The 16,193-nt window shown below is 40.4% G+C and carries 17 protein-coding genes and 1 pseudogene; 8 read left to right on the forward strand and 10 right to left on the reverse strand.

Annotation, left to right across the window (positions count from 1 at the left end):
* Positions 1-1,437 (forward strand): methanogenesis marker 14 protein, encoded by a 1,437-nt coding sequence (locus tag MMAH_RS09870; protein ID WP_013038409.1) that lies wholly within the window; start codon positions 1-3, stop codon positions 1,435-1,437.
* Between the two features lie 2 nt (positions 1,438-1,439).
* On the opposite strand, the gene MMAH_RS09875 is transcribed toward MMAH_RS09870, so the two are convergent.
* Positions 1,440-2,108: a DUF166 domain-containing protein gene (locus MMAH_RS09875; protein ID WP_013038410.1), complete on the reverse strand. Its 669-nt coding sequence runs from the start codon at positions 2,106-2,108 to the stop codon at positions 1,440-1,442.
* A gap of 60 nt (positions 2,109-2,168) precedes the next feature.
* On the opposite strand from MMAH_RS09875, the gene MMAH_RS10800 reads away from it, so the two are divergent.
* Both MMAH_RS10800 and tmk read left to right on the forward strand, forming a co-directional pair.
* Positions 2,169-2,297, forward strand: a complete 129-nt coding sequence (locus tag MMAH_RS10800) for a hypothetical protein (protein ID WP_281033889.1) — start codon at positions 2,169-2,171, stop codon at positions 2,295-2,297.
* Positions 2,298-2,306: 9 nt separating this feature from the next.
* A complete protein-coding gene (gene tmk, locus MMAH_RS09880) occupies positions 2,307-2,906 on the forward strand; it encodes a dTMP kinase (RefSeq protein WP_013038411.1) in 600 nt (199 codons plus the stop codon).
* On the opposite strand, the gene MMAH_RS09885 is transcribed toward tmk, so the two are convergent.
* Both MMAH_RS09885 and MMAH_RS09890 read right to left on the reverse strand, forming a co-directional pair.
* A complete protein-coding gene (locus MMAH_RS09885; RefSeq protein ID WP_013038412.1) occupies positions 2,907-3,137 on the reverse strand; it encodes a hypothetical protein in 231 nt (76 codons plus the stop codon).
* A gap of 17 nt (positions 3,138-3,154) precedes the next feature.
* Positions 3,155-3,844: a HisA/HisF-related TIM barrel protein gene (locus MMAH_RS09890; protein ID WP_342626784.1), complete on the reverse strand. Its 690-nt coding sequence runs from the start codon at positions 3,842-3,844 to the stop codon at positions 3,155-3,157.
* Between the two features lie 64 nt (positions 3,845-3,908).
* Between MMAH_RS09890 and MMAH_RS09895 the strand changes: the two genes are divergently transcribed.
* Positions 3,909-4,610 carry a (5-formylfuran-3-yl)methyl phosphate synthase gene (locus MMAH_RS09895; RefSeq protein WP_013038414.1) on the forward strand — a complete coding sequence of 234 codons (702 nt, stop codon included), beginning with the start codon at positions 3,909-3,911 and terminating at the stop codon, positions 4,608-4,610.
* A gap of 98 nt (positions 4,611-4,708) precedes the next feature.
* Entirely contained in the window at positions 4,709-5,386 is a 678-nt protein-coding gene (locus MMAH_RS09900) for an RNA ligase partner protein (protein ID WP_048902200.1), read from the forward strand.
* Here MMAH_RS09900 and MMAH_RS09905 read toward each other — a convergent pair.
* From MMAH_RS09905 to MMAH_RS09915, 3 genes are all read right to left on the reverse strand, one after another.
* The gene (locus MMAH_RS09905; RefSeq protein WP_048902201.1) at positions 5,383-6,240 is read right to left on the reverse strand and encodes a geranylgeranylglycerol-phosphate geranylgeranyltransferase; all 858 of its coding nucleotides are present in this window, start codon (positions 6,238-6,240) and stop codon (positions 5,383-5,385) included. The two genes, MMAH_RS09900 and MMAH_RS09905, sit on opposite strands and share 4 nt — an antisense overlap.
* Positions 6,237-7,154 (reverse strand): quinolinate synthase NadA, encoded by a 918-nt coding sequence (gene nadA / locus MMAH_RS09910; protein WP_013038417.1) that lies wholly within the window; start codon positions 7,152-7,154, stop codon positions 6,237-6,239. The genes MMAH_RS09905 and nadA overlap by 4 nt, the downstream gene beginning before the upstream one ends.
* A 74-nt stretch (positions 7,155-7,228) precedes the next feature.
* Complete coding sequence (locus tag MMAH_RS09915; RefSeq protein ID WP_013038418.1) at positions 7,229-8,044, reverse strand: aspartate dehydrogenase; 816 nt, start codon at positions 8,042-8,044, stop codon at positions 7,229-7,231.
* Between the two features lie 101 nt (positions 8,045-8,145).
* Between MMAH_RS09915 and nadC the strand changes: the two genes are divergently transcribed.
* Positions 8,146-8,982 carry a carboxylating nicotinate-nucleotide diphosphorylase gene (gene nadC / locus MMAH_RS09920; protein ID WP_013038419.1) on the forward strand — a complete coding sequence of 279 codons (837 nt, stop codon included), beginning with the start codon at positions 8,146-8,148 and terminating at the stop codon, positions 8,980-8,982.
* Between the two features lie 98 nt (positions 8,983-9,080).
* Positions 9,081-9,272 (forward strand): hypothetical protein, encoded by a 192-nt coding sequence (locus MMAH_RS09925; protein ID WP_157198734.1) that lies wholly within the window; start codon positions 9,081-9,083, stop codon positions 9,270-9,272.
* Positions 9,273-9,387: 115 nt separating this feature from the next.
* On the opposite strand, the gene MMAH_RS09930 is transcribed toward MMAH_RS09925, so the two are convergent.
* The 4 genes and pseudogenes from MMAH_RS09930 to MMAH_RS09945 all read right to left on the reverse strand — a co-directional run bounded on the left by MMAH_RS09930 (position 9,388) and on the right by MMAH_RS09945 (position 14,056).
* Entirely contained in the window at positions 9,388-9,933 is a 546-nt protein-coding gene (locus MMAH_RS09930; protein ID WP_013038421.1) for a hypothetical protein, read from the reverse strand.
* Positions 9,923-10,792 carry a hypothetical protein gene (locus MMAH_RS09935; RefSeq protein ID WP_013038422.1) on the reverse strand — a complete coding sequence of 290 codons (870 nt, stop codon included), beginning with the start codon at positions 10,790-10,792 and terminating at the stop codon, positions 9,923-9,925. The genes MMAH_RS09930 and MMAH_RS09935 overlap by 11 nt, the downstream gene beginning before the upstream one ends.
* A 499-nt stretch (positions 10,793-11,291) precedes the next feature.
* Complete coding sequence (locus tag MMAH_RS09940; protein WP_013038423.1) at positions 11,292-13,019, reverse strand: AIPR family protein; 1,728 nt, start codon at positions 13,017-13,019, stop codon at positions 11,292-11,294.
* Between the two features lie 93 nt (positions 13,020-13,112).
* Positions 13,113-14,056, reverse strand: a pseudogene (locus MMAH_RS09945) (IS5 family transposase).
* Between the two features lie 872 nt (positions 14,057-14,928).
* On the opposite strand from MMAH_RS09945, the gene MMAH_RS09950 reads away from it, so the two are divergent.
* Complete coding sequence (locus MMAH_RS09950; RefSeq protein ID WP_013038424.1) at positions 14,929-16,176, forward strand: COG1361 S-layer family protein; 1,248 nt, start codon at positions 14,929-14,931, stop codon at positions 16,174-16,176.
* Positions 16,177-16,193: the final 17 nt, after the last annotated feature.

The raw sequence follows: 16,193 nt of genomic DNA on the forward strand, positions 1-16,193 counted from the left end.
ATGTCACACAAACCCAGAATGGCCGAAACCCCTTCCGTTAGACTGATAGACCTGAAATCAAAATCAAAATCCTATTTCATAGTGGCCTCTGTAGAAGTGGGCAATACGACCACCAAATGCATCCTGACGGCCACAGATCTTGAAAAGGGTACAACATACCATGTGGTGAAAACCGTAAGGATGACCAGGGATGTAAGACAACCCAAACCTGGAGAAGAAGTATTCGGCAAGACGCTTACAGGAGTGGAATTAAGCCGCGAATCCGTGGCAGAACTTGTCAAGAACACGCTCCTGGAGGCTGTCAAGAAAGCCAACCTCGATATAGAAAAAGATATCCACTTCGTTGTCCGGTCCACCGGCGTGGTGGCCGGATTCGATGCACCGGAAGAAGTGGGCGAATTTATCAAAGCTCTTGCAGACGGCTGCCTTATGGCGGGTGTACCTCCCAGGAATATGACACCTCCGATGTCCCAGGAAAACATAAATCCCAGATTCCAGAAGTTCAGCAAACTCAACAAAGTTATTTTTGATGGTGCAGTTGCCAGTGTCCTTCCTCCAACCGGGGCCACAGGTGTGGAAATAGTGGCCAATGAAATGGAAGGGGAACTTGCAACCGCCGGTATTAAAGAAGGAGCGAAATGGTTGGATGTGGATTTCCGTAATCCCTGTTTATCGATGGATTTTGGAACCACCCTTGATGGACGTGTCATCAGCCCGGAAGAACCATATGCAAAGACCATTGGCAACTTCTGTGGCTATGCCGGAGCCATTCCCGATGCTATAATCCGTGGAACCCAGCTTGTGGACCTGGAACTGGGAACCGCTCTTGATATCTTTGACGAAAAGCCTCCGGGCATGATTACCATGTTCCTGAAGGGTAAGAAAATAAAGGAATATGCAGCACACTTGCTGGAAAAGATATCTATCGAAAAGGTACCTGAAAATGTCACACGTTATGGAAGTGTCCCTGTGAATCCTGCCGCAGCAGCCGAAATTGGAGTCGTGCTCATTGGATGTGATGTGGGTACCAATGGTTCAAAAATGGATGAACTAACAGAGCTGGGTGCGCAGATTTACAAAGAAGAGGGACTCAAGGTTTTGTTCGCAGTAATCGATGAGGTAATGGCAGGTATAATCTACCGCCTTGTGGAAGTGGCACAGAAAGAAGGAATTGTATTTCCTGAAACTTCCATTGGAATCACCGGCAGGGCTGGCATTTCAGGAGACAAGCCCAAACTTGTCCTTGAAAAACTGGAAACACTGGGATTGGGAGATAAAATCGAAGAAAAGGTCGTATTTGTTGATGACGGGCTTGCCAGAGGCGCAGCGGTTATGGCAAGATGTATGAACTCACTTGGAACTCCCCATAATCCCCTGGGCGGCCATACAGGCGGAAAATGCATCCTCAAGGACAGAATCAAATTGCAAAGCCAGTAATTTTATTCTTCTGAGAGGGATTTTAGAGCCTTCTCCATTGCTTTTTTATGTAACTCCGCCGAATCGTGTATTCCCCCCAGCTGCCCTCTGACAGCCCTGCAGGGATACTGCTGGATTAACAAACCTGCCTTTGCAGGGGCATCTTCTATCCTTGTACCGATCAGTTTTTCCGCCATTTTCCATGTGCTGCCACATGGTGCACCTTTCAGGACCCTGACATCAGATATATATCCGTTTTTGGTAGAGACTTCAATTTCCGGAAGACCGAATATGCTGGAATATGGTGCTGTTTCCTCCTTTTCCGGAAGAGTACAGCATATCTCATCCACCTCGATATAAATACCATATTCCGAAGATATTTTATCCATCTCTACAGGTGAGGCCCTGGACGGGCCTCCAGGTACGATCAAGGAAGACACACCAGCCTTCCCGGCCATGCGGGCAATCACAGGGGTAATATCAGGATGCAGAGAGTAAGTTATTATGGTGTCTGCATTGAATACATCCGGATTGATATCCAGCCTTTTTACAAATTCCTCCGGCTCATCCAGAAAATCGGGTAACCTGGCAGGTAGAGAGGCGGTTTTGACGGTGAAATCCGAATGTTGACGGAGCGTTTCTATCAATCGGTTGCCATATTTACCCCTGGTAATAACTCCTATAATCGTCATACACAGGAAATGGAGAATATAGTTATATTATTTACCGTTTAATATTATACAGGTGAAAATATGGATGATATAGACCAATCAAAGGTATTTTTTGTATGCAATATATGCAGCTTCGTATTTCAGGCAGACCCCAACTTCATGCCTATAAAATGTCCCCAGTGTGGCAGTGAAGACACCGTCCGTACCTGAGAGATATAGATGAAAGGAAAACTTGTCACCCTTGAAGGCATCGATGGCTCGGGCAAAACCACAATAATGGAATATCTGGAACAAAACCCCATTTATTCGGATATTATTTTTACACGCGAACCTACAAAGGACTGGATCGGCCAGGCTGTGATACGGGCAATCCATTCGGACGTTGATCCCCTTGCAGAGCTCTTACTGTTCACAGCCGATCATGCAGAACACATCCGAAATACAATCATTCCTGCAGTGCAAGCCGGCAGAGTGATAATTTCAGACAGGTACTCAGACAGCAGAATTGCCTATCAGTCATCTACCCTTAAGGACAGGTTCGATGATCCGGTGGAGTGGATCAAGCAGCTGCACAGGGGATGGAGCGTTGTGCCGGACCTTACTTTACTGCTTGATATCGATCCTGAAATCGCCGTTTCAAGATGTAACAGCCGTGATGCACAGACCAAGTTTGAAAAGGTGGATTTCCTTTCGCAGGTTCGCAACGTATTCCTGCAACTTGCAGAAGAAAATCCTCAACGATTTGTAATCATCGACGCATCACAGGGTCTGGAAAAAGTGAAAAAGGAAGTAGATAAGGCCATCAACGGACTTGGATGATCAAAGCTCATTGGAGTCGGCAAATTCAATAAGGGCCTCTCCCAGCTGTCTTGCATATTTGGGATTGAGATTAAAACGCCCTTTTTTCTGGCCTCCTCTTTCCTTTGCGATTTCCACATATTCTTTTTCATACTTTTCACTGGTTTCCAGTGAGATGGTAAGGTACCATCCCCCACCCATTTTTATTTCATGATACGCTGCTTCAACATCCTCAAATGTATCTTCATCCATAGTTATCACCTGATTTTTTATCGTAGTTGTTCTACTGGTATAACTTGCTTGTGCACTGCCGTTGCGACAAGTGCACCTGAAATCCCGGCCTTTTCAAGTTCTGCAATATCCGCCATATCCCGCACACCTCCCCCCAGCAGAAGAGGATGGTATGATATTTTTGCAATACGGGAAAGCATTTCAATATCCATCCCTGAAGAAGTGCCGACCCGGTCCAGGTCAAGATAAATTATATCTTTCAGGGGCAGTTCATTGAATATTTCTATTGCTTGATCAGGGTTTTCAGGAATATCCGATGATTTTGACAACAATTTACCATTTTTGCGATCTATGCTCACACTTATGCGGCCCGGGTATCTGGCTGCCAGATTCCTGATCACATCCATTGAAGCCGTTTCAGTGCCCAGAACCAGAGTGTTGGCAATTCGCAGCCATTTATCCGCATCCTCCTGCCTGCCTACACCAGCGTCCAACATGACATCAGATCTTGATGAAAGGGATTCCAATTCACCAATATTCTCTTTATCTTCCCCTTCCCCCTGCAGGATATTGAGGTCAGCAATATAGACTTCCCGCGGATTGAGAGTTTCAATTATACCACAGGGACTGGAGGTTTCACATACCTGACTGGACAGATGGACCGCCTGATATTTTTTCCGGTCACCTCCCCGGGCGTGGACTGCAATACCATTATATATATCTAACACAAAGACAATTCGAAACATATTTAATATGACACTTTATTCCATCCTATAAAAAAGAGGCCATTACATGAAACTGCTGGTTAGTCCTATTAATAACGAAGAAGCAATTTCCGCCCTAAAAGGCGGTGCAGATATAATCGATGTCAAAAATCCAAAGGAAGGATCGCTTGGTGCCAATTTTCCGGGAGTGATCAAGGCAGTAAAGGACGCTGTGGGGGGCCAGAAGCCCATAAGTGCAGCTCTTGGGGATTTTAACTACAAACCCGGTACCGCTGCCCTTGCTGCCTATGGTGCAGCAGCTGCAGGTGCGGATTATGTCAAAATCGGCCTGTATGATATCCAGACAGAGGAACAGGCCTATGAGATGCTTGCCGGAATCACCGAAGCTGTCAGGACAATGGACAATGTCCCGAAAGTAGTCGCATGTGCGTATTCCGATTATGCGAGGATCAATTCAATCGACCCGGCCCTCTTACCGGCAATTGGTGCAAAAGCAGGAGTTGACCTGGTCATGGTTGATACCGGGGTAAAGGACGGACGTTCCACATTCGAGTTCCTCAATGAAGCACATCTTAAGGATTTCGTTGAAAAAGCACATGCAAACGGCCTGGAAACTGCTCTGGCAGGCAGTATCAAATTCGATGATATCGAAGCAATAAAGGACATCAAGCCGGATATCCTGGGTGTCAGGGGTATCGTCTGTGGCGGGGATCGCAGTACATCCATCAAACAGGAACTTGTAGAACAGCTCCGCGCCCGCCTTAGCTAATATTTATATTGTGGTTGTTAGTCCCTGCTTGACATGTAGACAAACTTTTTTAAACAGCAGGGATGTTTTTATATTATACTTTTTCGCGGGGAGGTAACATGTTGAGACAGAGGTTTATAATGGATACCACCGGGCTTACCGATATTCAGGCCCGCCAGTCACTGGGACAGGACACCATCTGCGCAGGTATGAAAGAAATTCTGGGCCTGATAGCCGATGCCCGGCTGCATCTGCAGATCAGCTGCTATGTCCCCTTCCCTTCTGTGTACAATGAACTTCAGGAATTTGCAAATAACAATAACTGTGACCCTGAAGTAGTGGCAAAGATCGATACCTGGCTTGTCAAGAAAACCCCTGACAGGTATGAGGTACAGATCCCCTCCCGTATCTTCCATGAATATGTATCCTACATGAGGGAGAGGATCAACAAAGGCATGAATGTGGCAGAAGAAGCAATACGTGAGGCTTCCCGCGAATGTCTTATCCAGAATTCACAGGCAGAAACCAAACAAATGGTGGAAAGGGATATCGATCGCGAAGTAGTGGGTTCCGTTGTGAACAAATTCCGCAACAAATACCGTTCAGCCCTGCGTTACGGAATACTGGATAGTGCACCTGATATCGATGTGCTACTGCTGGCAAAAGAACTTGATGCAGCCGTGGTTGCCAAGGACTACGGGATTCAGAAATGGGCCGAACAACTGGGTGTGAGGTTTGTCCCTGCCGAAACATTTCCCCGGATGTTGCAGGAATATCTCAGACATACATCCCGTTAAGCACCTGCCACAAAGGCAAACAATGCCATGAACATAGCCAGTTTGAAGCGTTTGGAGGAAAGGGCCGGGTCATTTTTCAGCACTGCATAGACACCCGCTATAAAAAGAAGGTCAGCAATACCCACCAGAGGAAGGTAATATTCTCCCAGCATGGAATTCATGTAAGGGTAAGGACTGACAGCAATACCTATCAGGGCAAGAGCCGAAGCTACAAAACCTGCCTGTTTTTTCCCGATGAGAATAGGGAGAGTGGTTGCTCCTGCTTTCCTATCTCCCTCCATATCCTCGATATCCTTCACAATTTCACGTGCAATTGTCGCCAGGGTTGCAAGCAGGAATAATACCGAAAGGGCATACAATCCTTCCATCCCAAATACAGCGGCACCGAAAAGAAAAGTAGAACCTGTCAGATAACCCACGGCAGCATTGCCAAAAAAAGGGGTAGCCTTAAGATTACGGGCATACAGGACAAGCAGGAGAGAATTGAAAAGAGCTATTAAGGCACAGACCAGATTAATAAACCCGGCAATGGCTATTCCGGCAATGAAGAGGAATGCAGCAAAGAAAAGTGCCTGTTGTTTACTTACCTTTCCAGAGGGAATCGGCCTGTCTGGCCTGTTTATCGTATCAATGCCCACATCAAAATAATCATTGATTGTATTGCCGGCTCCCGTTACAAGCATTACTGCAATTCCCACAGACCCTGCCTCAAAGAATGGAAATGCCTGAAGGGGTTGCTCAAAAATGATTCTAAAGGCGATTAACACGCCGATCAAGGCGGCAAAGGCTGCCATTGCACAATTGGCAATACGCATTAATTGGAGATAAGCGTGCATTAAACCGCCAGCCTTTATGATCTTCCTGCTTCAAGCATGCGATCGAGGGCTTTTTTGGCTTGCGTCCTGACCTTCTCCCCTACCGTGACCTCGTATTCTTCCTTTTCCAGGCAGTCCAGAACAGATTCAAGATCGATGGTTTTCATATCCGGACATATAGCATATTCGGAGCAGGGGTAAAAGTGCTTATCCGGATTCTCCTTGCGCAGACGATGTAGAAGTCCGTTTTCCGTAGCGATAATGAATTCTTTTGAATCCGAGGAGGAGCAATGTCCTGTCATTCCTGTGGTACTGAATATATGATCTGCTTTTTCAAGCACTTCACGCCTGCATTCCGGATGAGCCAGAATCTCGGCGCCAGCATGGGCTTCTTTAGATGAGGCCACATCTGATTCAAGCATGTGGTTGTGGGTCGGACAGTAGCCATCCCAGAAAATTATTTCTTTACCAGTGTTTCTGGCCACATAATCCCCCAGGTTTTTGTCAGGAATGAACAGTACTTTCGAGCAATCCAGTGAGTTGACAACTTCCACCGCATTGGCGGATGTGCAGCATACATCACTTTTTGCTTTAACCTCTGCACTGCTGTTTACATAGGACACAACCATCGCATCAGGATGTTGTTTTTTGGCTTTTCTTACCTCATCTGCAGTAGCCATTGCCGCCATTGGGCAGCGTGCAAACATGTCGGGAATGAGAACTTTCTTTTCCGGACTCAGGATAGCAGCGCTTTGAGCCATGAAATCCACACCACAAAAAACAATGATGTCCGCAGGCTGCTCAACTGCCTGACGACTCAGGCCAAGTGAATCACCTACAAAATCAGCTATATCCTGTACATCGCCACGGCAGTAATTGTGGGCAAGGACCACCACATTTTTTTCCTTTTTCAGGACATTAATCCTGTCTATTATAGCCTGCTTATCCTGCATATTACCACTGCAATCCCGGGATAATGAATTCCGGGCGAATACATAGATTATATAACATATAAGTTTATGCGATTTCAGGTGCCCACATTGAATGATTGAGTCAGTTTCTTCAAGGTAGAAATTACGGAAAGAGGAGCCAGATAACTTGTTTTTGGATTTGTGGGAGAAGGCACATTTTCCACCCTTGAGGTGAATCTTCCAAACTCACCTTCAACTGCGATTTCATGGATATTTCTTGTCAGGGCAGGATTAACCACTATCCTGACCCTGGTATTATCAAATCCAATTCCTGCAAGACTGAGAGTAGCAGCCACATTCACATTTGCAGGGAATGCCTGTACCGCCTCGGTTGCAGAGCCTTCAAAAAGAACAGTTCTGCCGGTTATGGAATCAATATCAATATTATTTTCAAGAACAAAAGGGGCACCCCTCAATCCACCGGGTGGTTTTTCGGTTGTCAGGGTGACTGAATGCAGACCGGCTGCAGAAGCGGATATCAAACCATCTATTCCACAGATGGCACCAGAGGGAACGTAAATCCGACAATTTTTTTCACGTGCTATATTTTCGGTCATTTCAAGGAGTTGTGTGTCAGCAAAAGCCCCGACACTTACCACCATGACATCACATTTTGCATGCAACGCTGTGGGAACCACTTCATAAACCGCCTGCTGGGAAGCACATTCTACCACCAGGTCTACCTCCCTGACCATTTCAACAATTTCCATGATCTGAGGGTCAAAATTTTCCAGTGAACTTTTCACCCTGTTCAGGGATTCATCATGGCGGTCATATATAGCATAGAGTTCTGCTTCAATCTGGCCATTATCAATAGCCCTACATATCTCGCCACCAATGGCACCACAACCGAAAACTCCTATTTTAAGCATTAATGAGACTCCTTTATGTTCTAGAGGGGCGGCACATAAAAGTATTATCGTTACAAAGCATATTAAAAGTCCCCGAACATAAAGTAAAACTGGTGAAAAGGATGCTGAGAGGACAGATAGAGAGTTTCATCCGGGAAGACCTGGGTTATCATGATATCTCATGCCAGATGGTGCCGGACACAATTGCAGAAGCAGTGATTTTTGCAAAGCAGGATTGTGTGGTTGCCGGTGTGGAAGTTGCAGAGGCCATATTTGATTATTTTGATATCGAATATACAAGAAAGATTGCAGAAGGAGAAAAGATTCAGAATAACGGTGTGGTCTTTGAACTTAAAGGGAGAACGGTATCCCTCTTACGTGCTGAAAGGCTGGCCTTGAATTTCCTGGGACACCTGAGTGGTATCGCGACCCTTACAAGAGATTGTGTGGAAGCTGTGCATGAGTGTTCTGAAGCGGTTGTGGCTGCAACCCGTAAAACAACCCCGGGAATCCGGGAGTTCGAGAAACTGGCTGTAATTGCAGGTGGAGGTGACCCACACAGGTTCAATCTATCCGATTCCATCATGATAAAGGACAACCACAGGCATATAATGGGTCTGGAAAATGCAATCCTCAAAGCAAAGGAAATGGCAAGCTTTACCCAGAAAATAGAAGCTGAAGTTGAATCCGCAAACGATGCCCTTCTGGCTGCAAGAATGGGAGTGGACATCGTTATGCTGGACAATATGTCCCCTTCAGAAATTATATCAACCGTGGAGAAATTACGTCACGAAGGATTAAGGAATAAGGTAATCGTGGAGGTATCGGGAGGGATAAACACCGAAAACCTTGCAGAATATGCAAAAACGGGAATTGACGTAATCTCTATGGGCTCCCTGATCCATAAAGCACAATGGGCCGATCTGAGTATGGAGATGAAAGAGTCTTTTATGTCATGAATTCTGTAGCCGAGTTGAGGTTTCTTCTGTTAGTTTCACCCTGCATAGGACTTCCTTCAAATATTTCGGCCTTAGGGGTGTGTAGAGTTTGGGGAAATGTGGTCAGAAGGGAGAGAGCAAAGAACCTTTCTCCAATTCGTGGCTCTAAACCTTCCAATTCCGATCCTATTGTAGTTGATACGGACCGGGAAATGAGGAAAGTTAAGAAGGATATGGATGCTCTCGGGGCCTCCAGACCTGTCTATGTCAGGTCCAATCCACAGAATATGAAGTGGAACAGAGTGATCTGATTAGCCGAGGCTATGAAGTTTTGGCACACACTCCTTAAGTAAGTACCAAATGGAAATAAAAGGAACAATCATTTCTTGTTGTAAGAAATATCCATAACGCAAATGATTAATATATTTATTCTTGTTGATGATTAGGTATTCCATGCAGAATAAAATAAAAATTAGTTATGTTCCGAACATTTAGTAACAATACTTGTGAAATAAGATATATATTTATTGCAATTATTAAATTAATGTTATTAGTTACAAGCGGAACTCCATAAGATGCTAATAACAAAATAACCATGTTAAACACAAGAGCAATAATTTCAGAAAATAAGGTGATAATAAACCATATATTCATTAATTGATATAAGTTAATCTTCACTTCTTCTATTATTCTATCTGTTTCCACTTTAAGTTCATCACGACTGTTTGCTAATATAGTTACAGTTGAAATTGTAAAGCCTATTAATATAGATAATAAAATTATTACGCTAGGAAATAATTGATCAATATTTTTAGTCGGGATAGTAAAATCAAAATAAATAATCAAAAAGTAACCGATAGCCCCAAATATTAAAGGTAAAACTATATCCCATATTTTTTCTTCTCGGGTAGCTACAGTAAAATAATGCTCTATAGGATATGTGAATTCTAGATAGATCTTATCATACCTCATCTATAACATTAGATAAAATTTTGAACAAATGTGTTGAATTAACAAGTCCTGTATCTTCTATCAAATCTACATCAACTTTTCTGATAAAAGCATCACTATTTGTATCAATATGAATTGCCGCATCATTAAAAGATTTGCCTTCAACTCTTATCCTTGAAATTACTCCTTTTTTTCGGAGTTTGTCGAATTTCCTAACAAGGGTTTTTGAAATGCTTTCTCCACGATGGCTTTTGTATGTCATTTCTAAATCTTCTCTTGTTGAGTCTAAATCAAGTCCAGCATAACCCATTTGTTCAGAACTAATTATTTTTTTATCAACAAATATGCTTCCAGTCGTGATTCGTTTAAAATCATTTAATCTTTCTAAAAACGATTCTAGAACAAGCACATCCCATTCTAAAAAATATTGGTCTTTTTCTGGGTAAGATCTGATAAAGCTATTTAGATAACTTTGTATTTGATTTATAGTAACCCCTACCGCTCTTTTTTCAAGAGCCATAATAATTTCTTTATTGTCAGTTCTAGTTATTAGATGTGTAAGTTCTGCTTCACCTTCGTGTATATTTTTGGGATTTTCTCGTTTTAATCCAGTAGTTTCATCTACAAGGAAAGGTCTATGTCCTGTTTTAGCAGATTCAAATATAATTTCTTTTTTTTCGGAGCCGTTGCTATCTGCTAAATAATAAAATTTATTCGAAGTAGCCAGTTCCATTCTTTTATCACTGAATGATTTATTTGATATGTTAAAAAGAAGAGAATTATAATATTCAATAAGTTTTTTTCCACTTAATATATCATTATCTTTTTCGTGCCTAAATCTAACAATGTACAATCCAATACTTCTGGTACTTACACTCATGTATTAATCCCTCAACGGATAGTAAATTATATTTGCAAACTCATCTTACTAAAAATTTATTCGCCAAAACACATTTTATCAATAGTATAATTTCCATATGTTTTGTGATGTGACATTGAATTTAAGAAAACCCTGCACTATTTCCACTCGAACACAAAAATGTCCGGTGTGGCAAAAATAATCCCTCTATTTTTACTCCACAAATCGTCTGATAGTGATTTCTAAACCAATCCTTTTCCAAAATACCCAGATACCCAGCATTTGCGCTGCTGCGCAGCGCCTCTGGTTTTGATTCCGCAGTACCCTTAGGTACACGATTAAGGAGTGTGTGCCACTTCTGGCAGACACAAAAAATAACCGTTCTAGAATTAAAATAAAAATTCCAGTCGAAAAAAGGGATAAGGAAAACTTCTAGAAACTGAAAAGTTAGTAAAAATACTCACTCTTGTATAATGCTCATTCTTTAGATTCAAAATTTCAAATTGTTACAAGCACAAAATCATTCATGAAAGTCATGTTCTTCTAATTTTTTATTTATACATTGGACAAATCCATTGGCTTTAGCTATATTTATTATGTTTTTATCAGGATTTTCATTGATATAATCTTCAAGTATACTCTCAAATAATTCAAAGGCTTCTTTAATTGTATTGCAATCTACATTTTCAACATTCAGATCCTTTATATCTTCAGAATCATATTCGTTTTTGCAAGTCAAGATCGACGCTAAGATTCTGGAACAATGGAGTGTGAAGTTTTTGATTCTGTTTCTTTCATCAGCAGACTCTATTCTTTTTATACAATCTTTTACCTTTTGATGTATCAAGCAGCAATTTAAAAATGATTGTATGTTATCTTTATCAAATATTTTATTGTAAGAGGTGTCTTCTTTTATCAAAGTTGTTGGTTTAGACCTTGCTCTTGCTGGCCCAAAATTTAAAATTGCTTCTATTGCTTGGGCAGTATCTTGTATATTAAAAATCTTACTTGCTGGTTTGCCTTGATTCTTGTAATAATTTTTTCTTCTATCGTAATAATAGCCTTTATTTCCGAACAATATTTCTATATTTCGGTGTATTTCTCCTGTAGCTCTTAATAAAGTTGGAGATACAGGGTTTTGACTGTTGGTAGCAAAAATAATATTATCTATTGTCTCTTTTTGCGTACTACGAATTACTTTGACCAAAATTGACCTATGGTCATCATTTACTGCTAAATCATCAAATTTACTTATAGTATATGATGTTTGCAATCCATTCACAATTTTGACATCATCTATAAATAAAGTCTTGTGCATTAAGTTACAATCCGAACCTATTATAGTTATTCCATTATTTAACCACCAAAAATCTTGAGATGAATTATGCTCTAAGGTCTCTGCAATTTTTTGATTTACATCAGCAGTATCGCCTTGATAATGCCGTATATTACTTTCAAACAAATATTCTCTTATTTTATTCTCTTTAATGTCAACGATAAATTTATAGTAATCAGCAAGAGTAACTACCCCTAGATAACCATCTTCTTCTTGGTTTCTTCCTTGAATAGTAATCGGTGTTTCATTAAATACTAATTCTAGTTTAGTGTGTTGGGGTTTGCTGTATAATTCAATTAATTCCTTTGCACTGTATAAATTAAAATTTATATTGCCGGTATTTACCCTTTCTTTTGTTAATGCAACTATTTGATCAACTTTTAGTCGGAAACTACCATTTACATTGGTGTCTTCAGCTTTGCAAGAATAAGTAAAATTGATTGTAAATTTTGATTTTTTTCTAACCGAACGTTTCCATATATTTCTAAACAGCAGTATCTTTTCAACCAACATAGGATTAAATCTCTTTGATAATAGATTTTCTTCCAATTCTAAATCTAATATCTTTTCTAAAGAAATATACAACTTATCCAATGCATTTTCCTTAAAACTATTCTCAGTTTTTGCTTGAGAAATATAGATAATTATTTCTGTACTCTCATTAAACGTAATTTCTTCTATGTCTTCTTCGGTAAAAACACTCGTATCATTTACTAAAATAATAAATGAGTCAATACCACCATCTCCCCCACCGTCAACAATGGAATCTTCAATTTCAGAATATGATGTATCTAATTCTCTAGTTATGTATAATGACGAAAATATTTCCATTATTTCATCATATGATAGATCTAACCAGTTTTTTTCTTTAAACTCTTGAATGCATTCATTTAAAATAATTTTATTATTCATCAATATCCCTTTTAGTTTTTGTATTTCCTAATTATCATTCTTTTATAAATATTATAAACTCATCGATTATACTAAATGAAATAATATTTCCGGCTAATTGTTGATATTATTGTCACTTTTAATTGATCGAGTGAATGTAATCCTTAAAATATAAGCAATGCTTATAAAATTATTTAATTTTGGCTCTGTAGAAATCCTTATTTGAATAATTACTGAAACAGAGATTGCCCTGTCTATATTATGAATTAACAATTTGAACTTAACTTCTTTCACCTGATTTCTGTATTTTGTTGCCCTCAATTCTTCTCTATACTTCCTTTTCAAAACAGAAAACATCGTCTCTACCAGATTTCTATAATAATAGATGTTTGCATCAAATTCATCTCTCATTTTTCGACGGTATTTTCCTTTGATCTTCTTCCTTTTCTACATCTTACAGGTATGATGGCTTCTGCTTTCAATTCTTCATTGATTAGAGCATGTATCTTCTCAGAATCATATCCTTTATCCATCAGATAACAATCAGCTTTTCTCCTTTTGTGACATTGTCTAAGCAATGCCTTTGCATGTTTTGCATCATGTACAGGTTTACCTGAAATCTTAAAACCAATTACAATGAACTTCTCAACATTAACAGCTAGACTTGTTTTCAGATACGACCGTCTTTTTTTTCCTGTTCTCACAGAATAATAGTAACTACAATGTCCTCCTGTAAATCCACTTGAATCAATAGCAACCAGAGGTATTTTTTCACCATGTGAATAGAAGAGTTTCAGAGTTTGGTGAAGTAAGCTATTGAAATAAAATGAATATATTCTATTGGTAAATTTATGTAATGTTGTGAAGTGAGGTGCGTGATTTATACCAATTTTGGATTGGACTCCTTCCATTAAATCAATAAGTTGGACATACTTTCTATAATCTTCATTTATGTACTCTTTGAACAATACCAATGCCAGTAACTGGTGTTGAGTATATTTTCGTTTGGAATACTTACAACTGTAGATTGGAAGATGAGATCTTCCAGCTACAGACATAGCTGTATCGATAAAGTTAAAGTAATCGCTTGACAAAACACATTCATCCCCTTTGTGTTTTTTATGGTCAAAATCACATTGGGGACTTCTTCTTATAAAAATAATAATGTATTAGTGGAAGTTAGAGGAAAGGGTTTCTACAGAGCCTTAATTTTCAGTATTTTTTAGTTTTTCTTAATGATTGTTTTGCATAAGGAGGCTTAAGTTTGTTGAAAAATATTTAAAAAAACCAAATAATTCATATAGGCCATTCAATGAATAAACAGCCCCATTCTCATCGTATAAAGCCCGTTGGTCACCCCATGATGCAATCTTTTTGTTTGAATCATGTGATTTTTGATGAGTAAAACGAGCCAAAAATTACAATGATTCATGTACGACTTGCCGAGTAATACATTATTAGTTACGACTCTGCAAGATGAGTCGGGCGATCTATGAGAATCAATAAGTCACTAATTCCATGTTCCAGGAAAAGTACGCCGTTACCTGCCCTGCAGGCTACGGCCAAGCGTAATAAATGTGTCTGAAAGGCATATTTCACATCCAGTCATCAACAAAAGTATCCATTTTTTATACAACAAGTGTAGTAACAATTACATAAAATTTGTAATTTTTAGATGTGTCTCTATTATTCACAAAAAGGTGATTGTTCTACACTTTTTTCTACCTTATTTAGTGTATGTAGTATCGTAAGAATAAATACTCATGACAGACCTCTATTATACGTGTACTTTTTTAACCCAACCTTAGCAAGGTGAAAGTGATTTTAACTCGGGCTACAGTTTTATGTCATAAACTTTATATTGGTTTCCAGTAGTGTATTTAGGCAGTATTTAGATAACAAATTATGAAAAAATCGTGGCGAGGGGAACATGGAATTCAAAAAAATGATAGTATGCCTGCTCTTGATAGCAGCCTTGTCCTCAGTGGTATTTGCGGGCCCTGCCTCTGCAAAAAGTGTTCTTTATGAAGGAGATATACAAGCCGGTGACGGGTACCAGATAAACAATCATGTAATAGATGTAGCCGATGTGTTCCCTGAAAACGAATATGCATCGTTTTATGTGTATGAGAAGGACACTGAATTGATGGACAAAGGGCTGGATATTAACGACACTTTTACCTTTGAAATCGATAATGAAGAAGTTGAAGTGAAACTTCTTGATACAAAGACAGGTACTTTACCCCGTGCCGAAATAGCCATTACAATTACCGATGATGACATTGTTAATACAAAGGGAGTTGTCGATGGAGGCCATGAAAAGGCAGAATTTTCCGGCACCCCCGTTATAGAAATTACCAAAAGTGTAAGCTCAACTACCATACAAGCAGGTGATTCAGTAACAGTTACTGTCAGGGCAGAAAACAAAGGGGATGACGATGCAACTGATCTCAGGTTTTCCAACAACCTGCCTGAAAAATTCATCCTGGAGGAAACTTTCGTAAGCCAGTCCGGCGAGATGACCTTGGACGTCGGGGAGTCACAGCAAATCTTTGTCTATCGCATCAAATCAACAGAACCTGGCACATTTACACTCAAACCTGCTACTGCAACCTTTTCCAACAATGCGGGAGTTGATTTCCCGCAGACAAGTTCCAACACTCCTACGATCACAGTGGAAGGCGAACCCGCAGCCATGGCAGATGTGGAAGTCCTGGCAGAGCTTCAGGAACCTGTTATACCCCGGGGGGAGAGTACTGAAGTAACATTACTCATAAAAAATAACGGCGAGGGGGATGCTGAAGATGTTTCGGTGAAAATCCAGCTCCCCGATGGACTTGAATATGAAAGCGGGGACAGTGATATCGAGATAATAGGTGGTACACCCACAATATACCTGCAAACCCTCGGAGTGCAGCAGGAAAAGGAATTCACATTCAACGTCAAAGCAGAGGAAATGGGAAATTATCCGGTAACAACCTCTTATTCCTACACAAGTGCTGAAGACCCTGAGTCAGAAAAAATAAACAGTGAAACAACAACAGATGCACTTGAAGTTACAGAAGGAAAATTTGATTTCCTTTTCGAGCAGCCGCTATATGTATATATCGTGCCTTTAGTCATCATTCTTGGAGCGGCAGCGTGGATATACTATCGCCGCCAACAATACCGCTTTTAAATATCATCTGGAGGAAT

The sequence above is a fragment of the Methanohalophilus mahii DSM 5219 genome, assembly GCF_000025865.1.
Lineage (GTDB): Archaea > Halobacteriota > Methanosarcinia > Methanosarcinales > Methanosarcinaceae > Methanohalophilus > Methanohalophilus mahii.